At 45.8% G+C, this 21,820-nt stretch carries 15 protein-coding genes; 2 read left to right on the top strand and 13 right to left on the bottom strand.

Going from position 1 to position 21,820, the window contains the following annotated elements:
* Nucleotides 1-18: 18 nt before the first annotated feature.
* On the bottom strand, nucleotides 19-1,302 hold the full coding sequence (locus PUW25_RS11630; protein WP_205053191.1) for an SGNH/GDSL hydrolase family protein: 1,284 nt from the start codon (nucleotides 1,300-1,302) through the stop codon (nucleotides 19-21).
* A gap of 286 nt (nucleotides 1,303-1,588) precedes the next feature.
* Between PUW25_RS11630 and PUW25_RS11625 the strand changes: the two genes are divergently transcribed.
* On the top strand, nucleotides 1,589-2,731 hold the full coding sequence (locus tag PUW25_RS11625) for a family 8 glycosyl hydrolase (RefSeq protein ID WP_205053192.1): 1,143 nt from the start codon (nucleotides 1,589-1,591) through the stop codon (nucleotides 2,729-2,731).
* Between the two features lie 84 nt (nucleotides 2,732-2,815).
* Here the strand turns inward: PUW25_RS11625 and PUW25_RS11620 are convergent, their stop codons facing one another.
* From PUW25_RS11620 to PUW25_RS11575, 10 genes are read right to left on the bottom strand one after another with little or no spacing between them, the layout of a single operon-like run.
* Nucleotides 2,816-4,501 carry an RICIN domain-containing protein gene (locus tag PUW25_RS11620; protein WP_274338293.1) on the bottom strand — a complete coding sequence of 562 codons (1,686 nt, stop codon included), beginning with the start codon at nucleotides 4,499-4,501 and terminating at the stop codon, nucleotides 2,816-2,818.
* A gap of 57 nt (nucleotides 4,502-4,558) precedes the next feature.
* Nucleotides 4,559-5,503, bottom strand: a complete 945-nt coding sequence (locus PUW25_RS11615; RefSeq protein WP_047913817.1) for a carbohydrate ABC transporter permease — start codon at nucleotides 5,501-5,503, stop codon at nucleotides 4,559-4,561.
* A gap of 17 nt (nucleotides 5,504-5,520) precedes the next feature.
* Nucleotides 5,521-6,423: a carbohydrate ABC transporter permease gene (locus tag PUW25_RS11610; protein WP_047913816.1), complete on the bottom strand. Its 903-nt coding sequence runs from the start codon at nucleotides 6,421-6,423 to the stop codon at nucleotides 5,521-5,523.
* A complete protein-coding gene (locus PUW25_RS11605) occupies nucleotides 6,420-8,990 on the bottom strand; it encodes a DUF5696 domain-containing protein (protein ID WP_274337060.1) in 2,571 nt (856 codons plus the stop codon). Before PUW25_RS11605 ends, PUW25_RS11610 begins: the two co-directional genes overlap by 4 nt.
* A gap of 18 nt (nucleotides 8,991-9,008) precedes the next feature.
* Nucleotides 9,009-9,644 (bottom strand): YIP1 family protein, encoded by a 636-nt coding sequence (locus PUW25_RS11600; RefSeq protein ID WP_047913814.1) that lies wholly within the window; start codon nucleotides 9,642-9,644, stop codon nucleotides 9,009-9,011.
* Nucleotides 9,628-11,091: an NHL repeat-containing protein gene (locus PUW25_RS11595; RefSeq protein ID WP_274337059.1), complete on the bottom strand. Its 1,464-nt coding sequence runs from the start codon at nucleotides 11,089-11,091 to the stop codon at nucleotides 9,628-9,630. Before PUW25_RS11595 ends, PUW25_RS11600 begins: the two co-directional genes overlap by 17 nt.
* 15 nt (nucleotides 11,092-11,106) lie before the next feature.
* Complete coding sequence (locus PUW25_RS11590; RefSeq protein ID WP_047913812.1) at nucleotides 11,107-11,982, bottom strand: carbohydrate ABC transporter permease; 876 nt, start codon at nucleotides 11,980-11,982, stop codon at nucleotides 11,107-11,109.
* Nucleotides 11,983-11,984: 2 nt separating this feature from the next.
* Nucleotides 11,985-12,902, bottom strand: coding sequence for a carbohydrate ABC transporter permease (locus PUW25_RS11585; RefSeq protein WP_256209607.1), 918 nt, complete (start codon nucleotides 12,900-12,902; stop codon nucleotides 11,985-11,987).
* 58 nt (nucleotides 12,903-12,960) lie between these two features.
* The gene (locus tag PUW25_RS11580; protein WP_274337058.1) at nucleotides 12,961-15,858 is read right to left on the bottom strand and encodes an extracellular solute-binding protein; all 2,898 of its coding nucleotides are present in this window, start codon (nucleotides 15,856-15,858) and stop codon (nucleotides 12,961-12,963) included.
* Nucleotides 15,859-15,890: 32 nt separating this feature from the next.
* Nucleotides 15,891-17,261, bottom strand: a complete 1,371-nt coding sequence (locus tag PUW25_RS11575) for an extracellular solute-binding protein (RefSeq protein ID WP_047913809.1) — start codon at nucleotides 17,259-17,261, stop codon at nucleotides 15,891-15,893.
* Between the two features lie 272 nt (nucleotides 17,262-17,533).
* Between PUW25_RS11575 and PUW25_RS11570 the strand changes: the two genes are divergently transcribed.
* A complete protein-coding gene (locus PUW25_RS11570; protein ID WP_274337057.1) occupies nucleotides 17,534-18,286 on the top strand; it encodes a helix-turn-helix transcriptional regulator in 753 nt (250 codons plus the stop codon).
* Nucleotides 18,287-18,398: 112 nt separating this feature from the next.
* On the opposite strand, the gene PUW25_RS11565 is transcribed toward PUW25_RS11570, so the two are convergent.
* Both PUW25_RS11565 and PUW25_RS11560 read right to left on the bottom strand, forming a co-directional pair.
* A complete protein-coding gene (locus PUW25_RS11565) occupies nucleotides 18,399-20,024 on the bottom strand; it encodes a response regulator transcription factor (RefSeq protein WP_047913808.1) in 1,626 nt (541 codons plus the stop codon).
* Nucleotides 20,009-21,775, bottom strand: a complete 1,767-nt coding sequence (locus PUW25_RS11560; RefSeq protein ID WP_152557826.1) for a sensor histidine kinase — start codon at nucleotides 21,773-21,775, stop codon at nucleotides 20,009-20,011. Before PUW25_RS11560 ends, PUW25_RS11565 begins: the two co-directional genes overlap by 16 nt.
* Between the last annotated feature and the right edge of the window lie 45 nt (nucleotides 21,776-21,820).

Here is a 21,820-nt window from a genome sequence, read left to right as displayed (position 1 = left end):
TTGGCTGAATACATGTCCTTAATCGACATATCCAAAACCGAGTATAGTGAACAGTCTATCCTCATGCCCCTCCATCATTTCAATTTCAATCGTATGCTCCTTCGCCTGATTCTCATCGAACAGGAGCATGGCATGGCAATGTGTCCAGTTCACTTGGTGTGGATCCGCTTTTTTGACGAATTTGCCATCCACCCTGATATTCGCAGTTCCGAAGTGCTCGCTGCAGGAGTCTTTGAAGATCAGAATAAGTCGTTTGCATCGCAGACACAGCTTAAAGCAGCTTTGGCTTATTGTCTTGTCGGGAACGTGCATCCAATTATTCGGGAAAAGCGGCGTTCTGTATTCATGATCATCCATCTCGCTCATCTGCAGATCCGTATCGATGTGCCGAAACCTGCCTGTGTCGATCCGGGCAAGTTGATTCCCGTTCTTTCGATCTAACAGTTTTACATTGACATAATCGTTCCCGATAAGTGGTGTCTTTCTGAGGTCCGGCTCTTCCTGATCCGGTTCGGATAGATCCGTCACTTGGAACAGATAAGCCAGTGCATCGGCCATGATCCGATGTCCCGCATTGGTAGGATGGTAAATATCATGAAAATATTGCTCTTTAGATACGATGTTGCCCTCACCTTTTGTCTTTCCGAATTGCTCTACAAGAGCATCTTTCATGCTCACCATAGGCAGATTATAATGCCAACCTATCGGAGCAAGTCGGTCCTGAAGGTTCCAATCATTCTGAAAAACACTGAACATCAGAATTACCGCAGGGTGATGACCATTAGCAAGCGCTTTCAAAACCAAACTTTCGTAACAGTTACCCCGAGTCTCATCGTCCGCATCATTTACGGCAAATTCAATGATCACGATATCCGGCTGAATCGTACCGTCTCGGAGGACATCCCGCTCATAACGTACGACACCAAGTTCTGAAGGCGTCCCACCAACACCCGCTTTAACTAGCTGAATTGAATTTCCATCTGAAGGAGCGAACATCAGCTTGAATCGTTCATAAGAGCGATAGGCATAACTTTGGAGATGAATGGGTGAAGCACCAGCTCCTTGAGTAATGGATCCACCGATGTAAGCAATAACGACAGGAACGCCTTGTCTGGCCTTATCGATGGCTCGTTTTAATCTGACATTGTTACCCTTGTTCAGCAGAGATCGGGCAATCAGTTCCAGATATGCCGGAGAATCGTAATCAATGTCCGTCTTGAAAGAGGATTCATCCACTCCCACAGGATCGCGCGGTGCAGTTAACTCTAGGTTTTCATCTACATCTCCTGTATTGCCAAGCATGTTACATCACCACCATCCTTTCAGCTAGAGTTTACACTCCAAGTACAACACATTGAAGGAAACCTGTACTTAACGGTAGACTTGAGGCTCCTTCTCTCCGAGTGTATCGCCTACATTCTTTATCAGCTACCCGACAGAATATAGGACTTGTTTAAATTTATCATCTCCATTCAAATAAGAAAATATTGGAAATAAAACATCTGTGATTTTTAATGTAAACGCTTTAATTTATACACTATAAGCATGATATAATTTCATAAACAATCTTTACAAAAGGAGATCAACAATGAATACGTTAAGTCAGGGCGCTTACAATACAGGTGCATACAGCAACTTTTTTCAAAAACTGGGTTATGACGAACAGGAGATTATCGCTAAACTGGAGAAGACATGGAACGATTTGTTCTATGGAGATGAGAACACACGAATCTATTATCCGATGGATCAGGACAAGGGTTACATGCTTGACACTGGCAATTATGATGTTCGTTCTGAGGGAATGTCCTATGGTATGATGATGGCTGTACAGATGGACAAGAAAGAAGAATTCGATCGACTCTGGAATTATTCCCACACGTTTATGCAGCATACTGAGGGTCGTTACAAGGATTATTTTGCGTGGCATTGCAAGCCTGACGGAACCCGGCTGTCACAAGGTCCTGCACCTGACGGTGAAGAGTTTTTTGCCATGGCCCTGATATTTGCCTCGAACCGCTGGGGTGATCGCGGCGCACCGTATGATTACAAAGTACAAGCTCGAAAAATCCTTAAAGCTTGCTTACATCAAGGTGAAGATGGCGAAGGCGATCCCATGTGGGATCCTCATAACCGGCTAATTAAGTTTGTACCGGAATCGTCATTCTCTGATCCCTCCTATCATCTTCCTCACTTTTATGAACTGTTTGCTATTTATGCGGATGAAGGAGATCAAGCCTTCTGGAAAGAAGCAGCAGCGGCAAGCCGAGCTTACCTGCATACAGCCTGTCATCCGGTAACTGGACTTTCTCCTGAATATGCGAACTATGACGGTTCTCCGGCTCCGATTCAACCACACGGTGATTTTAGACATTTCTACAGTGATGCATATCGGGTTGCAGCGAATATTGCTATGGACTGGGAATGGTTTCGCAAGGATCCCTGGCAGATTGAACAATCCAATCGGATTCAGTCCTTCTTCAGTGACATTGATATATCCGATTATCGTAGATATACAATTGAGGGTGAGCCCTTCGACGAGCCATCCTTGCATCCAATTGGTCTGCTTGCTACTAATGCCATGGCATCACTGGCTGCGGACGGCCCCCATGCTGACCAGTTTGTCCGCCAATTTTGGAACACGCCTCTCCGTCAAGGCGAGCGTCGCTATTATGACAATTGTCTATATTTCTTTAGTCTGCTGGCATTAAGCGGCAGATATCGTATCTACTAATAACCAGCTTAACATTCTACTCCTACTCAAGCGAAAGAGGACTTCCCTGAACATCGATTCAGAGAAGTCCTCTTATGCGTCAAATTAATTACTGATGGGAACAAACTTCCATTGTTGATTCAGTGCCCCCGTATAATCGTTTTGCTGCAGCTTAGCACCGTCGGCAGTAGAAGAGTTCATCACCTCAACTGCCTTGTTGCTGTTTACGTTGATAATGCTCCAGTATCCGTTCCCCAAATCATTGATTTTGAAATGCTGGGCGGTCGTGTTCAAGTTGCTCATCAGCTGTACAGCTTCGCCGTTCGTTAATGTCCCGTTGCGAATGTCGATGACCTTATCCGGGGAGTTTACACTAGTCAGCATATAATTCCCCCCAGAAATTGAGTTCAGCACCCACTTCTGAGGATTGCCCCCCAGATCGCTCCATTGCTGCAGATGAAGATTGTTCACATTCTGCCCACCTGGAACATCAATGACTTTGCCAGAATGTCTTGCCACGATTTTGTAGGTCATACCTGCTATCAGGCCAGTTGTCGATGCACTACCCGGATAGGTTTGAGCGCGTTCATAGTACCAATTGAACAGGAAACGCCCCATTGCACTTCGAGAAGTATCTCCATCCCATTTTAGTCCTGCCGTAGGATCGGCAAAGGAGCTTCGTTGTCCCGGCTCCAGAATGAACCCATTCATATGAGCAGCAATGCTTACGTTGCCCGCTGCATTAAAGATTGTTTTGGTATTTGTTCCAAAACCTTCATTGCTGCCATTAAACAAGTTCCAGTAAGCCGAATCTCCAGGCTTGTTCTTGAACCAGGTCACTTCAGTTACGTTAATTGGATAGTTGTCTGCGGCTGCTTTTACATTGGTGTTCCACTGATCTTGTAAGATTGAGAAATTGTCATAAGCTCCATAACCTGGATACCAGTGAACCGCATACCCATAATTGTTCAGCGGATCCGTCAAAGGATGACTTGCAGTTAGACTATAAAATTGGTTATAACCCAGTCCTGCCGCCCAGATTACATTGTCCGCACCCTGGCTGCGAATCGTAGAGATGATCGAATTCTGGAAATTGCGTAAATCGTTCCAATGGTCAACAAAGTCATTCTCCCCGTTATATCCGCCCCAATGTCCATTGGCATACGACTTCACCGGTTCATTGATCAGCTCAAAATGAACATTATCTGCACTTTTTATTTCCGGACGGGAGGCGAGATAACCCCATATTTGATTGAATTTTTGTAGATTTGAAGCCGTCGTTGCTTGCTCGTCCTTCAATGTAAAGTCGAGTCCCAAAACGACATATACCCCTTTTGTCTTCGCATATTGAATGTACGGGATGATAACGTTTTGTGTGACCGTCTGCACTCCGGCAAAATTATATGTCCCAGCGGCCACGTCCCCCATGTCTTGGCGGTCGATGAATAATCTCACTTGGTTCATGTTCCATCCATGATTGCTTCCGTATTTCGGACTTGTGTCTGTAAACGTATCGGTAATATCTTTTAGATAAGCAAGCGTGGCCTTATGCCGATCATTACCGTGGAGATTGAGATAATAATTACTGTCCTGGTATGTCCAGTATGCACCAGATGGCTGGTGCCAGCCATTTAGAAGTACCGGCTGATTGTTGCTGTTGACCAGATGTTTACCGCTTACATGAAGCTTCCCCATTGGCATACCCACCCAAGCCTCGGCGCGGCCGCCTCCCCATGGAGCAATGGTAATCAGCAAAGCTAGAATAAGCAGAAGCTTACAAGATGTCATCATCTTCTTCACTTGAATCCCTCCTGATCTATCAGATGGTTTGCGATATAATGTTTGGTTCTAACCGACGATTCCCGAACGCTCCACACTCTCCACGAAGTAGCGCTGTACGAATAGATAAATTACAATCAAAGGCAGAATAGCGAGTAGAATCCCTGTATCCTGAATCATGCTTAGGTAAAAAGGATCTGCCTTGGAGGCACCATCCCCGACCTGCTGAGCAAGGTTGTATGGAAGAGACGACAATTGCGTCGACATGACCTTGCTGGAGGTCAGATATGTGGTTGTATAGAAACTGTCATTCCACTGCCACACGAAGGAAAACAGCATGACGGTCACCATAGATGGAATGGCATTAGGCAGCATGATTCTAAAAAAGGTTCGACCAATACCTGCTCCATCTACGTAAGCGGCCTCTTCCACTTCCTTAGGGATTCCTCTAAAAAACTGGCGGAAGATAAAAATATACAAACCTGCTTTGAGTGAGTTGGCTGTAACTGCCGTAAGAATGAACGGCCAATAAGTGTTCAACAGATTGACGGGTTTACCCGTGATGAGGGTCATGAGCCCCAAAAGATCAAAGTTCTTCAAATTTAAATACACGGGAATGAGAATGGTCGTTGGCGGCACGAGAATCGTCAGGATCACGCCTGCAAACAGCCAGCTGCTTCCTTTGAATTTAAGCCTTGCAAACCCGTATCCTGCAAGTGCACAAGAAGCCGTCGTTAACAAAGTCGTTGTGGCCGAAAGTGTAAATGTGTTGAACAGCGTTTCCCAGTAGTCCATGACTTGAATCGCCTGTTTAAAATTCTCAATGGAGAAGTTCTGAGGAATCCACACAACTACCGCAGAATAAAGATCAACCTTATCCTTAATGGAAGTCGAAATTTTCTGGAATATCGGGAAGAGGATAACAAAGGAAAGTCCGGTAATTAAAACAAAGCGGATCATGGCCCACAGCCAGCCCTTCCAATGCTCCAGCGATAACAATCGTGATGTCTTCACGCGGGACATCCTCCTTTTTAATCTTGATAGAACACACGTTTCGAAAAAATAACCGTTACGATTATTAAAATGATGGCGATAGCCAGGAAGTAGACCCATGCCATGGCAGAGCTTAAGCCAAAGTCGAACTTAACGAAGCCGGTCTCCCGAATCAGTTCCGTCATGGCATTATTGGCAAATGAATCGATAATAGTATAGATTGCATTGACGAAGATGAGCGGGCTGACCATTGGAAATGTAATTTTCCAAAAGGCTTCGTAGCCAGTTGCCCCTTCGATCTTTGACGCCTCGTATAGTTGAGGTGAGATGGTTTGAATGCCTGCCAGAAAGATCAGAATCTGTACGCCGGATTGACTGACAATCTGATAGATTCGATCTACTGCGCTGCTTAAGTACGTGACGATCCATTCACTTACACCTGCATCAAGCATCAATTTCTCCAGTTCCAACGTGCCGAGCGAGCTTCCGCCCGTGCTGTTCTGATTAACTGCTTCAATTAAACTGGTGCTCTCCAGTGACATAATAACGCCTGATGCCAGAATAACCGGCAGGAAAAAGATAGATCGTGCCAAGGCTCTACCCCTGAATTTCTGATTCAGGATGACGGCAAGGAACAGGCTGAATATGATGATAAGAGGCACGTTGACAAGTACGTCTGTTACCGACTCAATCAATGCACGGTTGAAGCTGGTATTAACGGTGAGCGCTTGAACATAATTGACGACACCGGTGAATTGAATCGCTATGCCTTCCGCATTAGCCTGAATCGTACTCATGCTGTAACGTAACGAAGCCATTAGAGGAATGAAGAAGAACAATACAAATCCAATAAACCAAGGCAGTACGTAGATTACGCCCCACAGGGCTTTCTGCTGAGCATACGTGCGATTTCCCCATTTCCATTTCAGAAGTGTCTTCAGAGCTGCTCACCACCAGTCACGTAACTAAGAGCTTTTACGGTATAGTTCTCCACATCCACGGGGAAGTCATTGTAATTGACGATAGCAAACCCTCCGCCTTCATACGTTGTTCGAAATACGCCTTCCGCGAGGGATTCATGTGACTTCATTGAACGCCCGGCAAACGGAAGGTTCGCCTGATTGGCCTCGTTGTAAATTTGGGCAGCTAGGTCGATCCACTGCTCATAATTTGACGCATAGAGGTGATCGTAATCGGTCTCTTTCACAACATGATTCGGGGCGTTGAACCAGGCAAAGTAAGGACTCGCTCCATATTCAATCAGCTTCAGGACATATTGTCTTGCGTTCGTATAGGTTGAGAGATTGTATGGAGTGCCGGTATAGCTGATGCTCCCATGCACGACGAGCTGATAGAACGGAATCTCTTCATCTTCCAGCTTAAAGCGGCTGCTTGTCATTGGAGCATCTGTCAGGTCTGTTACATAAGGCAGCGCGTAGCCGTTTCCGCCATCCGCAACAACGGAGCCCGCCTGCTGTTTAATCTGTTCGAGTGCCTTGGTTACGACACTAAGCGATTGCGTTCGATCGAGCAGCTTCTTCGGATTCATGTCACTGTTCAACTGTTCTGCCAGATCCCTAAGAGAAAGTCCATCCATCGGAAGAGGAGCTGTATCCTTCAGCATCTCTTCCGTCAATTCGTCTAGTAAATTGGGAGAAAGAACATAGGATGGAGATCGATCCAAGTTACGCCGCTGTCTTGCCGGGTCCATAGGGTAGATGACCGCTGGTTCCTGTGTTAACGTTCGTGAAGCTTCTTTAGATGGTCTAAAACCTTTTTTGGATTGTACACTCAACATAGCAACATCCGGATAAAAGCCGATCCCCGACTCTCGTGTAAAGGAGCTGAATTCGCGCATTTCCTTTTTCCCGCCAATAGCACGATCCACGTTAATGGAGTCCGGCATCCGATGATAAAGCCCGTCATTAAACCAACCGGCATAGCGAACTTGAATGTTGGACACCTTCTTTTCTTTCAGCGCGGAGAGTATATTTTGAGCTTCGTCAAAAGTAGTTAATGCCTCCGTAGAATCATAAGGAATGCCGAATATATGTTGGCGAGTGGACATGCCGCCAAGCAGTTTAAGATAAAACGGAAGGCTGTTCTGCTCTCTACTGGTCTTGGACTCGGGCAGGCCGCCCGTTTGCAGCAGATAATCTCGATAGAGAGAGGCCAAGCCCGAGTAAGATGCCTTCTCTGCGCCGACAAAAGCATATCGAACGACGAAGTCGGATGCGGTCGGTTTGGCCTGGAATTTCGGAAGCGTTCGGACCATGTCACTTGCCTGAAGGGTTACATCGCTCTTGTTCACCACATAGAAGCTCGGATATACATTGTTGTAGCTGTTTAGCTTGCCGCTAATATCAGCATTGACAACCGCAACAGCATCTCCTTCCTCAATAATCCCTAGAAAAGCTCCTTCTTCCCGAATCAGTCCAAAGACGGGCAATCTGGCTTTAGCTTCATTTGAGCTAACTTCGCGAACCTTCATTGTCATATCCGGGCCGTAAATATCTTGCTGATACGCTGGATACTGGACTTTGCCATTATTAAAATGAATCAATGCCCCAGAACCATCTGGTACAAATATGGAGCCTTCTTCATTTGAACCACCGGCTCCGAAATAATCCAGAACAGAGATCGTGTTAACCGGATATTCTTCTGGAAAATGAATTCCGGAGGAGGGTATACATACAAGCAGATCCTCACCGTCCAGTTCATATTCCATGGTGAGCATGAACAGTCGCGGCCCGCTCTGCTCAAGCTCAATCCCATGCTCGGTATGGTCCTGTTCGAGATCTTCTTCCGTATAGCCGGCTGTCTCAAAGGCTTTTAAAGCTCTGGAAAGCTGAAGTCCTTGCAGCGCCTTATCATTTCGAGTGTAGATTCCTTCTTCCTTGTCTTCTGTATAACCGATTTTTAATGCACGCTGCCCAGCGCTGTCGAGCTGGGAGAGCAGCTTCTCTTCAAATCGTTCTTTGCTGATCTTCACTGGCAAATCTTCAATGGAGCGTTCAGTGCTTCCGAACTGATAATGAACCCGAACTCCGTTATCAATCGCTTCATAACTTACCTGCTTGTGTCCAACACTATCCGTGTAAGAGTTTACGGAACTGCTCTGACCCAGACTGTTAAAGAAGCTGAGTCTTGTTTGTGATGAGAGAAGATCTTTGTTAATCCCGGTTGCGATTCCGTCCTTGTCACGATCAGCTGGATTGCTTCGCCATATTTGACCGCTCTGTTTGTGAAGAACTGCAATCTCAGCAGTCTCTTCGTGAATGAACAGCTGAAGCGAATTATTCTGGGCGATTCCAAGCATGCCTGAAAGACGAGCATCGCTGAAAGACGATTTCAGTTTTTCTCCGGGAGGCAGGGAGGGAACCTCAGCTTGGTCAACAGTAGTCGCCGTCTCACGGACCTGGGAAGCTGGCGAGATTTGACAACCACTGAGAAGCAGACTGCCAATGAGCAGCATTCCGCTGATTCTTTTGGCTACGGCATATTTCATTGTATATCTCCTCCTTCCTTAGCCCCGAAGCACTAATTCCTGATAAATAGTTACAACAAAGGAAACGATCTGCTGTACAAGGCTAAAGAACAATAGGCACAGAAATGCCATAAAGGCCATAGCAACTAGGGTGAGCAGCATCGTCAGCACCGTTTTGGCCGGAGTATACTGGTGGACTGTCATATTTCCCACGAATAACAGATATAACGTCCAGCCGACTGCAAGTGCGTTAGAGAAGTAATAAAATGCAGTTTCCTGTGCGGAAATGACGAGACTCAGCCAAATCCATGGAAAATGAATGAGAAACAGCGGCACCAGTGCAAAGCACGTAGACATAAAAATTTCAGAGAATTTACCTTCCCCGTCCATAAGCGTGGTTAAAGACCAATTGGCAATACACCAGAACAGTACCGGAATAATGACATATACCATTTCAAGCAGGCTGTTCAGATACTTCGGATTGTTGAAGTTAATGAGGAAACCGCTGTACTGGGCATGCAAAATTTTAGTGATAACCAAAAGTACTAGAATTAGGAATGCAATCAGCAGTGTTGTTTTCTGATTCCGTTCGTATTTCAGTTCCCAGTATCCATTGAATGGATGAAATATGAGATGCAATGGGTACTGATATAATTGCTTACTTGACGTCTGCATTCGCTGTCCTCCTTTTTTGTCTGCGAACAATGATGACGGTGACAAACGCAGCTGCAGCCAGGAATAAACCAGACATCATCCATGAGAAATGCTCACGCATCAATTCTTTGCGAAACAAAAGAAAAGCTTTGGAGTAGCCTTGGCGCTCCATACTCCGCTTAAAGTATTGCGCAGAATCCTCATACTCCTTCTGGCGAAGCAGCGCTTTGCCGATTCCCGCATAGGCATACTCCAGATTGGCATTCATCTCAGCAGCTTTGGCAAACATGACCGAGGACTGATCTTCGTCGCCGTTATAATAACTGCGTACCGCTTCATGCAGCGTGCGCCCGTACTCCGTCGTTTGAAAGACCGTAATCTCGCCGAGCGACTTATCGAGAACGAGCATACGATCGCCCGAACGTTCCAGAGCCACAGGTGTATTGAACTGACCCCGTCGGTTGCCAATACCGCCAAATATATGGAGCAGATAACCGTCGCCATTGTAGGTGAAAATTCTTCCCATGTTGGAATCCAGCACGGAATACATGTCACTATCACCAACATCAATATCAATCAAGCGTGATGGTCCGGCTTCGTTGGTGTACACTAGATCGCCCTGAGGCGGCTGATAGCCCTCTCTGCGCAGGATGTCTGTTCCCTGGGCATTCAGCTTCTTGATAGAATCTTTACCGCGATCGCCGCTTGTCGCATAAATGAAGCCTTCTTCATCCATATCTAGATTGGTAAATTCCGTCGGGGTAAACATGACCATCTGACTGCGCTGCTCACGGGTTGCGAATCGTTTCCACAAATACTCCACCGGATCAACCTGAACCCTGTTTGCTCCGATAAAGGAAGAGAAGGTGCCATCGGCGCTGAACTCCATAAATCCATCAAAAACGCCTTCGGCCATGATGTAGATCCGTTCCCCCTTGTCCATGACGATCCGTAACGGTTTAAATATAAAATCCGTCTTTAACAGATCCGATTTCGGTTCAGCCACAATCTTAACCAGTTGCCCTTCCTCATCTAGATGCACAACCCGGTGATTATCTGAATCGGCAATAAGCAGGTGGCCTTTATTCGTAACGTACAGTCCCTGGGGATTATTAAAATATTCTTCCTTGCCTTCCCGTTCAAATGAGTCAATTGTTCTCACCAGCTTGAAAGTGTGGTCCATTTCAATAACCCGGCCATTGCCAGAATCCAGTATAAAGACGTGTTGATTCTCTGTTACATGCATATCGCTCGGTTCTTTGAAAGGGACCGTGTTCAGCTCCTTGCCTGTGATGATTGCGGTTGCCTCATATGCCGCTGGAGCTGGAACGGTATCGCCCCAGTAGGAATAATGGTAAGCATCTGAATTGGTGTCTGCACTTACGTAGGATGCTTCTTGACTGAATAACAGGAGGCAGACTATGCCCAAGATGATCACTTTATGTTTTTTCCATATGCTTTTCTGCACGTCGCTGCCTCCTTTCTACTCCTTCATGCCCGAAGTGGCCATGGTCTGCATGACGCTGCTCTGGGAAATGACGAATAGGGTGATGGGTACAATCATGAGCAGTAAGGCAACAGCAGCCCCAACTCCCGCTCTTGCTATCCCTCCCTGAACAATCTGACTCAGTGCATAATGCAGCGTTTTGAGATTTTCACTGTAAATGAAGCTCCCGCCATCCGTGCCCCAGAGCGCAGGGAACTGCAGAATCATGAGCGTAAGCCAGGCCGGTTTCACATTGGGCATCACAATGCTCCAGAAAATTCGGTATTCACTCGCTCCATCGATTTTGGCTGCCTCCAGCAATGCATTAGGAATTTGCTCCATAAACTGCTTCATTAAGAAGAGTCCTAACGAGAAAGCGAGCGAAGGCACGATAATGGATGTATGCGTGTTAATCCAGCCAAGCCAAGACATGACCATGTAGTTCGGAATCGACGTTACGTGAGGAGAGAACATCAATGATAGAATGACAATCGTAAACAGCACTTTTGACCCGGGAAAACGATATTTGGCCAGCGGATAAGCTGCTGCAGAAGCAAGGAGAATATGTCCTGCTGTTCCCACTAGCGTTATAAGCAGCGTATTCGCGATATACCTTGATAAGGGAACCCAGGAGTTGCCCATCAGATTAATCAAGTCTGCAAAATTCTCCGTCGTCGGATTATTCACCCAGAAGCGCGGCGGAAATATAAACAGCTCATCGAGTGGCTTAAAGGCATTGTTTACAGCATAGATTAGCGGGAGTATCATGAATGCTCCAAACAGAGCCAGCAGTGCAAATAACATTAAGCTAACGGTAAATGACCGGTTAAGTCTCTTCGGCATACCAAAGACGCCACGTACTTTGCTAGTCATTGTCATTCACCTATCTTTCTCAGCATTTTTTGCGTCATCACATTCGTTCCCAGCATAAGTACAAAAAGAACTGTAGCAATGGCTGAAGCGTATCCCATCTCGAAGCGAATCGTACCAAAATCCATCAAATGAGTGACGACCGTATGCGCCGCATAGTTTACACTTGGGAACCCTGCCAGCGCGATCGAAATTTCTGCCACAGCGAAGGATGCCGTAATCTGCATCACCGCACCAAACATCAGCTGCGGTCTCATCGAAGGCAGTGTAATGTACCATAGCTCCTGCCATCGGTTTTTGATCCCATCCACGGTGCCGGCCTCCACAAGCGAACGATCAATATTTTGAAGGCCTGCAATAAAGGCCAGGAAGCTGGTCCCTAGACTGAGCCATAGCTGCACAATAATGACGATGGTCAGCACGTACCTTTCGTCTGCGAGCCATTGAATGGGTTCCAGAATAACACCAAGGCGCATCAGGAAACCATTCATGTATCCATAGCTGTCACCAGAGAAAATAATAAGCCAGATGAAGAAGACGTTTCCCGATATGGATGGAGCATAGAAGACCAGCGTCATGACCGCCCGAATCTTGGGAGAAAGTTCATTGATAATCCAAGCAAACAAAAAGCAGGCGATATAACTGACAGGGCCCGTAATTACGGCAAAAAGCAATGTGTTCTTCAGTGCAATCAGAAATACGTCATCGTTCAGGAATAGCCGCGAATAGTTCTGCCATCCGATAAAACGCGGCATTTCCAGCATATTGAAGTGAAAGAAGCTCAAGGCAAGCGAAATGCCCACCGGTATCACAGTAAACATGAAAAAGATGATCATGAACGGTGCCATCAATACGTAATAGTGTCTGCTGAGGTATAGATCCCGTTTCAAAAGGGACCACCAGCCCACCTGACGCGCATGAATGGCAGGAGCGGCTGCCGTCTTGGTTGTTTTGGCTTGCAACCGTTACCCTCCCTTCCCTCTATTTCAGATTAAATTCCTTGCGTTTAAGCTCAATCTCTTCATCGATATACAGTACATAGTCCGACAAAGCCTCACGTGGATTTTCACTGGCGTTGACGACCTTGCGGAAGGCATTGTCAAGATGCCGGCCTGTAAAATAACCTCCAGGAAGCTGTGGGATACCCTTCACCCATTTCCACTGCTTTTCCAGGTTTTGATAATCTTTCACTGGCCAAGGCAATTGCTCCAAGGCTTTAATGTTAGCCGTTGGATAACGGGCAGCAGCCCCCATAAGGCCTTCCATTTCTCTTCCGTATTCGATCTGCGTCTCTTCATCGGTCCACCACTTCATAAACTTCCACGCAGCCTCCTTGTTGGCGGCATTTTCAAGCATCATCACTGCACTGGTACTACTCGCTACCTCATGTCTGATCGAACCGTCTGGTAGTTCTGTACCCGGAACAATCGTAAAGTCCCAAAGGTTACGTATTTCCGGAGCCATGACGGTAAGCATGTTATACGTAGTGTAATCAGCTATCCCGATTGGCATCTCGCCGGTACGGAAGCGGTTGGGAAAATCAGCTTTGAGCGGAAACTTATAATTGGTGTAGAACTGTGTCCAGCGTTTAAAGGCATCCATTGAGATTTCCGAATCCAGCGCGCTTCTTGTCCCGTCTTCGTTATAGAAGGTACCGTCATTTTGGTATAAGAGCATGGCAAAGGTCGCATTCGGTACTAAATTGGCGTTGTTCAAGGTATCATCAATGGGTAGATAGAACTCCATGTTATGCTTTTGAAGTACGGAGATGGTGTTATATACTTCCTCCCATGTCTGCGGCGGTTCCAGACCCAGCTCGTTTAGAATATCCTTGCGGTAAAAGAGCATAGGAAAATGCTGCTGTTCTGGGAGTGCATACACTCCATCGTTGTAGCGATAAGGAGTTAAGCCGCTTTCGCGAAATCTGCCCGAAATCTCTTCGAAATCCGGAAACCCACTTAGATCAGCTGCTGCATTTCTCATTGCATAATTTACCGGGATGTCTTCCCCCATTTGCATGGCTACGTCTGGTCCTTCCCCCGCAAGTGTTGCAGGCAGCAAAATGTTAGGCGGGACCAGACGCAATTGTACTGAAATATCAGTATCCGGGGTAAACGAATCGTCGATCATCCCTTTCAGCACTTGTGCTTGATCTCGTCCGGTCGTAATCCACACGGTGATGGAATCTTTCTTACGCTCCACATTGCCAATGCTGTCGTAATCTTCGGTATATGAAGCGATATATGCGCCCAGCTCGTGCTTGACCTGTTTAATGGCGGTTGCTTCCGCCTTCGGTAATTCCTCATCAGGCGGTGATACGACAAGGTAATCGATTGCAATCGGTTGTTCACGGACCATTAAAATCCAGGTGCCGAGACCACCTACATTGATTTTGAACGTATCCAGCCTTTTAGGTACCGTCTCTGGTCTAGCTGCCATATCCTCAAGCTGGACCACCATGGCATTCAATACGGCGACCTTATCACTCTGCTCTCCTGTACTCTGTTCCAAATAGTCTGCAACCGAGCGAAGGGTATCTGCCTGCCGCTCAAAGACCTCGGTCATCTCTGGAATTCGCTGCTCCAACTGATAATCCCGGAGTGGATCCGGCTGATTAGAGGTGATCATCAATATTTTGCGATACATCTGGTTCAGTTCCAGCACACTGGATTCCACGGTTCGAAGCAGCGGAGCAATGTCCCCTAGCGTGACCGTTAACCGTATTCGATGTTTACCCTTTTCAAGATGGAACTGATAAGGCTCATCCTCTTCGATACCCAGCGCGTGAGTTTGCCAAGTTGGGCTATAGTTAAACCTGATGCGCTTCATTTCCTTAAAGGGAACTTTGCCGTTAATTGTTAGACTGCGGGTGGCGTAGATCCCTCGTAATTGATCCTGCTTCACTTTGAACGCCATTTGATACAACCCGTCTTCAGGCACATCAATTTCCCACTCGATCCATTCACCAGGCAGCTTCCAGTTCATACCACCAATAGCGTTCATACGAATTTTAGATACGTGGTATGGCTCAAGCGAAGGACTAGATCGATCCGAGATGGGCGCAAGCGTCGGCGACGACTTACTTACCGCATCTTCCCCTTGTACCTTCAGAAGGGAGGGGCTCGATTTTTTTAGGCCGAGCGAATCGTAGGTCTTCTCCAGCTCTTCATAGGACGGGACATCCCCTTCCTGATACAATTCAATATAATCAATAGCCATGTTTTCTCTTAACGAAGTGAGTGATAACTGCCGGCTGCCCTTCTCAAAATAAAATTGATATGGCTCCTCGAAGTAACCAGCGCTATCCTTGAAGGAAGCAAGCTGCCATTCAGGCTGTTCCACTTGTCTCGGTTTGAGATCGTTTCCGCGATCATCCTGGCGTGTGTTCTCTTCCCGATTTCCCCATACTCTGTCAAACAGGAGAGCGTCAGCTCCCCTGAAAGGAATCTCTCCGTTTATCTCAAGCCTGCGTTCGATGCCCGAGCTCTTACCTTCAACAGGATAATAATGAATGCGGATGTGATACAGACCACTTACCTGAACTGGAACATCCCAGCGAAGGGTTCCTCTTTCTGGCGTAATTACGGCGCTGCCCTCCAAGCCGGCATAACCTTGTACGACCTCGAACTCCCCGCCATCACTCTGAGCATACGATTCGCCTTCAATGCGAACTATTTCATCAGGTCGGGCCGTGTTGGCATGGGTAGTCAGATAATGCTCATAGCTGTGCTCATCCTCGCTGCCCGATACCGCTTCAAAATCCTCAAGCGCATGTAGCGTTCCCGGCCTGCGATCCTGCGATGGATATAGGGTCCATATGGAGAGCGCCAGGGCCAGGACAAGTACCACGATGAGTCCCTTATTCTTACGTGACCGCATGTTCCAATGTATCCCCTTTCCTTACTGCGTGTTTATTTGTATACCTCATCAATTGCGGCCTGGAAAGGTGCCTTGTATTTCTCAATCAGGGTTGATACGGATACGCCCTCTTTGAGCTCTGCATCAAAATCCCAATATGGTAAGGATGGGAAGGTGTTGTGGTCAAGAACCAGCATGCCCTCTGCCACCATTCTCGCATTATTGATATCGGCTTCATCGATCAGATAGGTCTCCAGTGTGGATTGTTCGGGGTATTCATAAATGGAATCAATTTCATTAATTTTCTCCCAGATGTACATCAACTGTTCCGGATTCTCCACAGATTTCGGAATGGTCAAAGCTTGATAGCGTGATTCACCCGAATGATAGGCCGAAGCGCTAGGTCCTTTTGGAAACGGCAGGAAGCCGATGTCGTAATCCTGCATATCCGTCATAATTCCTTCAACCTCATACATGGCACCTGCATACATGAGCGTATTACCTTGACGGAAGAATGTGGCGGGCTCTGTCCAGTCACCGCCTTCAGAAGCTCTGCCGACCTTCTCTGTTGCCAATTTGGATAGGAAATTCAATGCCTCTTTCGTCTTAGGATCTTCCAGGTTCTGTTTATCCTCATTTGTCAGAGAAGCTTCATTGGAATACAGGATCGGTTCGAGCAGGCCCGTTTGTGCCAATCCCCAGGTATCGAGCTTGCCATCGTTATTTCGATCTTGATTTGCTTGCTTGGCTACGTCGATAAACGTATCCCAGTTCCATTCATCTGTATCCACATATTCTTGCAAAGGCTTTAAGCCAAGCTCCTGCATTAATGTACGGTTATAGAATATCCCATTGATGAAGGAGGACTTATCCTCGGTAAATCCATACCCCTTGCCTTCATATTGCATGTACTCCTTAGTGGTTTTCTGATTAAATACCTTGTCATTTTTGATATACTCATCCACCGGCCACAGCAGATCCTGCTTGGTTAAAGCCGGTATAGCGTAGTCTTTGCCCAGTCTTACAATATCGCCGAGCGGTTCCCCTGCCATCAGTGAAGCGACCACTTTCTCTTGATACTCCCCGAAATCAATCGAAACATATTCAATTTCGAAGTTATGCTTTTTCTTCAATGCTTCCAAATTCTCAATCCGTTGAATGTTATCTGGGTTGTTATCTGGGATTTGCATATCCCACCAGGCAACGACTTTAATTGTCCTTCCCCCCAAGTCAAAATCCATCTCTGGTGTCGACATTTCGTTCGCTACTTCCTCTTCCGGCACCGCCGGTTCTTCTGTTGGAGATTGTTCTTCTTGAGTCGTTTCTGGTTCTGGTTCAGCGCTTGGAGCAGGGCTGCATGCCGTGATAAATAGCATGACTGCAAATACCATAATTAGTAACTTCAAGACATTTTTTCTTCTCATTGTTTTCCCCCTGTTATCATTTGTTCTCAAGTTTATATCTTGAATGAAAACGCAAACAACCCGGGGAAATACAGATGTTTATCCTGGCAGATTATAGATAGGTGTCCTAAACCCGGAACAGCGGGAGGAATGAATTTCCAATTGGTAAAGAAATGCTTATTCAACAAAAATATGCATATTGTATGCGCTTTCTTTAATTACCATAATAGTTTTAAGCTATATTTCAGTTGATCCATGGATACCTAATTCAAGAGAAAGTGAGGTATTGCTTCGTGCATCAAATATTACTTGTGGATTACAGCCGCTATCTGTACAAAGAGTTGGAACAGCTTCTGCGTCATAGGAACGATAACTACACCATCAGAAATTATGTATTTTCCTCTTCTGCTGCCCTGGAAGCAATAACGAAGAGTGATTATTCTGTCATTGTCGTAAATACAGAGCGTTGTGACACGGCTGCTTTATGGTTATGCCATAACATACGTAAGTTCAGTCAGATACCGATCCTCCTGATGGGTGGCAGGGATCACTTTAGACTTGTACGTAAAGCATTAACTTATCAGGTAAATGATTATCTCCCTTTTCCCGTCTGCCTCTCTTCCTTTCTTCACAGTTTGCATGGACTGATAGCCAAGCTGGATACAGAGTCATCGTCTCTTCTTCACCCTATGGATATGAGAGGCAAGCGAATGGATTCTTGTCATGTGATACATGTCGTCAAGACCTATGTGAGGGAACATTTATGTGATGACATCACGTTGAAGAAAATCTCCGACATGCTGCATTTCAACTGTGCTTACCTTGGTCAAAAGTTCAAGCTGGAGGAAAAAATGTCTTTCAATGACTACATGCTGCAGCAGCGAATGGAGAAGGCTAAGCTCCTCTTGTCCTCGACCCGTCTGCGAAATTATGAGATTGCCTTAGAGGTAGGCTACAAAGATCTCGATTGGTTTTACAAAAAGTTTAAAGCCTATACCGGATCAAGCCCCAATGCCTACAGAAGACAAACGAGCTACACCGCCTAGATTAAATTCTCCATCCCAATATGGCTCCTGCTTCACCAAAAAAAACCACAGGGCTGTCCCTGTGGTCATTTACAAATTTAGGCTTGCCCTTCACATTTCCCGCTGCCTATGTTTAGCGTATTACCTGAGATTCTCGGTACTCCTGAGGGGTCATGCCTGTGAGTTTCTTGAAGAGCCGCGTAAACGAATGTGCTGCCTCATAGCCCACCTTTATTGCGACCTCCCGGATCATGAGATCCGTATTCTGCAGCAGCTCCTTCGCTCTTCTAATGCGGCAATCGTCGATAAACTCAGATAGGTTCGTCCCCTTCTCTTGCTTAAACAACCTCGATAAATAAGATGGGTTAAAGTGATGCAGCTCAGCCAGTCTTACCAGCGAGAGGTCTTTTTCAAGGTTCTCCTCAATGTAGCTGCACAAAGAACGGATCGCCATATTCGTACCGTCTTGTTCATTCGATCTCTTGAAATATACCAATTCATCAGCTACACGATATAAGTACTTTACAGCATCTTTTCTACTGGTGAATTCCCCTAAATGAAGCAAGCTTCTTTGATCTTCAATATTCTGCTGAAGTCCCCAACGATTGATCGTCGACTGTAGCAGCAATGCTACGTTATAATAGGTTTCTACAGCTCCCTCCATTGTAATATCCGACTGCAGCAATTCTCCGGTAAGCTCCTCAAACATGTCATAGAATGATTGAATCCGTCCTGTTTCTAAATATCCTGACATAAGCTCAATCTTGCTCGAAATTCTTACGGACTCTTTTGCAAATCCTGTAGAGGGGGATTTGTCATCGTCTGTGAGTACCATGGATATGCACTCGCCTGTATTCATCCATTGAAGCAATCTTAAGCGTTCATATTGTCTCGTAATCTCTGCAAAACTACAGCCTCGCCCACTTAATGTGAAGGTGATGGATACGCCAAGTGAAGCCATGCATGCATTCTGCACCAGCTCTAGTGTACCCTCCAGAAATTTTACTAAGGTGCTATCCGCCATCCCGTCTTCTCGTTTCATCTGAACGAGCCAGACAGTATCACCAGAATGGTCTGTAACACTTGCATATACTGCGTTCTCATGCATGAACGAGGATCCAATAATGCGCACTGATTCTTGAACCCGTGTCAGATCAGATGTATTCTCAAGCGATGGGTTTAATCGACCCAAGACCATATGTACTGGGTGGCCAGCCTGTAAATCAATATTTCGTTTGTTCAACTCATACTGTAAATCGTTTGCCGTAGATGTAGCAGCCATACTATCTTGAAGTAATTTTCGTAAAAATTCATCTTGCTGCATCGCTGCCAGTTGGGAGGTTACTTCACGTGTTTGATTCATCAAATCCAGCATCATGTGACTCCGATGAATCTCATCCAACACTTCTTCAACAACAGACATCACCTTGTTATAGCCTTCCGTTTTGAGCAAGTAACGTACGTTCTGTAATTGCAGAGCTCGATAGGCATAGTCAAAATCACTATGTCCTGTCAAGAAAATAACCCGACAATTCGGCCAATAATCTTGAATCTGTTTTGCCAGCTCCAGTCCACTCATACCTGGCATGCGAATGTCCGTCAAAATAATATCGATTCTAGTGCGCTGCATCCAATGCAAAGCCTCTTTTGAGGAGTAGGCTTTACATACGTCTAGCCGGTCTGGCATGGCTCTGGCGAACGTTTCATACAGACTGTCTGTAATAATTTCCTCGTCATCCACAATCAATAGTCGATACATTTGATTTCCCCTTCCTTCGCACGAATTCGAATAGTGACTTTGAAGCCTTGAAGTTCGCCTCTTGCTAGGAATAGGCCGCATCCTTCTCCATATGTCAGTCGTAGACGTCGATGAATATTCATCAATCCGGTCATTTCATCCGTACCATCTTCCTGCTCTAATCGATCTTGAATACTTTGAATAAGCTCTTCTCTCGTTTCACACCCGTTATCTTCGACCGTAATTTCGGCATATTCACCTATAAGGCTAAAGCGGACGACCAGGAGGCCTGTAGTCGTGTTCTTTTCAAGGCTGTGCTCATAGGCGTTTTCAATAATAGGTTGAATAATGAGCCTGGGCACCTGAATATGTTCCATCTGCTGCGGTAATGCTCCGAAATCTACTTTAATGCGCCTTGAGAATCTGAGCTGCTGGATTTCGGTATATATTCTTGAGTGCTCTACTTCTTCCTTCAACCTGACTTGGTCTGTCCCGTTACGGGTAATGAATCTGAAATATTCCCCAAGCATATTCGTAAACTCTTCGATCCGCTGCGTTTCCCCAGTTCTTGCAAGCGAATTGAGGATGAAGAAACTATTGTATAGAAAATGCGGATTAATTTGCGATTGAAGCTGTTTTAACTCCGCACGCTGCATCATCATTGTTTTTTTAAAATCTCGATCAATGAGCAGCTGAAGATTTTCAATCATCTGATTAAACCTGGAGTAGAGGAATCCAAATTCATCTTTTCGATGGTGGACAATAGGGATATCCAGCACACCTGCCTCCATTTTTTTAAATCTTTTGACCAAATGTAGTAAAGGAATGTGAATTAGCTTGTAGCTTGAATAAAGAAACGCTGCAATCGCAACAAATGATGTGATTGCAAACAACCAGGCCCAATGATTGAACTTGCTGAGGGGACTGGTTACAATTTCTTCCGGTATATACGAAGCCACGGACAAACCGAGGGCATCTATATGGGACTGGGTCACTTGATACCTTTGTCCGTCCACCTTCATCCACACTTCGTCACCTGAAGCCTGTACACTCTGCTCTTGATAATTGGATAGAATGACATTGCTGATTTGTTGTTTATCCGTGATGGCATGTCTCGTTTTGTCCTCAACCAGAAATGTAACACTCTCAGGATACAAGTTAAGCCGAGATAATTCATTCTGAAAATGTTCTGTATCTAGCTCCACTTGTATAACAAACAGCGCTGCTTCACTCTTCTTGCCAGATAGACGAACGGCACTTAGGTTTATTGTCTCCTCTTTTATGGTGAAGCGCGTGCCTTTCCCCTGGTTCCCTGAGCTGAAGTATTCATAGGAGTCCTCATCGAAGTCGTCGATTCCTATAGTTGAGGAAATGCTCTTGCCAACGGTAGGAATATGAATATTGACATTCTCAATATAGGCACTGCTGTTCTTGAAGGCCGCTAGTCGTTCTGATAAATAATTCAGTGTATCACGTCGCTCAACTTGATCCATCATATCCCAGAGAATCGCCAGCCGATTGAGTTTTCGATCTTCAGCGATATTAAACTGCTGAAGCTCAATCCATTCTACTTCCCGGTTTAACTCCGCTACATACTGGTTCAATGTTCTTTCTGCAGATAAGGATATTTCCTTGCTGGCATTGTCATAACTCCATTGATATAAGTACACGCCGAGAAGAATTAGAGGAAGTACGAAGACCAGGTAGGTGATGATTAATCGTGCAAATATACTATTAAACCATGATTCGGCAGGTATCTTCAATCCACTCACATCCAATGCAAAAATGGTAGAAATCCTTCTTTATATAGAGTATGG

Source organism: Paenibacillus urinalis, from assembly GCF_028747985.1.
GTDB lineage: Bacteria > Bacillota > Bacilli > Paenibacillales > Paenibacillaceae > Paenibacillus > Paenibacillus urinalis.
Note: the sequence above shows the minus strand (reverse complement) of the source record. Positions and strands in the feature narration are given on the sequence as shown.

Excerpts from the sequence above, each read along its gene's own strand:
- PUW25_RS11630 (WP_205053191.1), bottom strand. The coding sequence starts at position 1,302 with ATGCTTGGCAATACAGGAGATGTAGATGAAAACCTAGAGTTAACTGCA.
- PUW25_RS11625 (WP_205053192.1), top strand. The coding sequence starts at position 1,589 with ATGAATACGTTAAGTCAGGGCGCTTACAATACAGGTGCATACAGCAAC.
- PUW25_RS11620 (WP_274338293.1), bottom strand. The coding sequence starts at position 4,501 with ATGATGACATCTTGTAAGCTTCTGCTTATTCTAGCTTTGCTGATTACC.
- PUW25_RS11605 (WP_274337060.1), bottom strand. The coding sequence starts at position 8,990 with ATGAAATATGCCGTAGCCAAAAGAATCAGCGGAATGCTGCTCATTGGC.
- PUW25_RS11600 (WP_047913814.1), bottom strand. The coding sequence starts at position 9,644 with ATGCAGACGTCAAGTAAGCAATTATATCAGTACCCATTGCATCTCATA.
- PUW25_RS11590 (WP_047913812.1), bottom strand. The coding sequence starts at position 11,982 with ATGACTAGCAAAGTACGTGGCGTCTTTGGTATGCCGAAGAGACTTAAC.
- PUW25_RS11580 (WP_274337058.1), bottom strand. The coding sequence starts at position 15,858 with ATGCGGTCACGTAAGAATAAGGGACTCATCGTGGTACTTGTCCTGGCC.
- PUW25_RS11575 (WP_047913809.1), bottom strand. The coding sequence starts at position 17,261 with ATGAGAAGAAAAAATGTCTTGAAGTTACTAATTATGGTATTTGCAGTC.
- PUW25_RS11565 (WP_047913808.1), bottom strand. The coding sequence starts at position 20,024 with ATGTATCGACTATTGATTGTGGATGACGAGGAAATTATTACAGACAGT.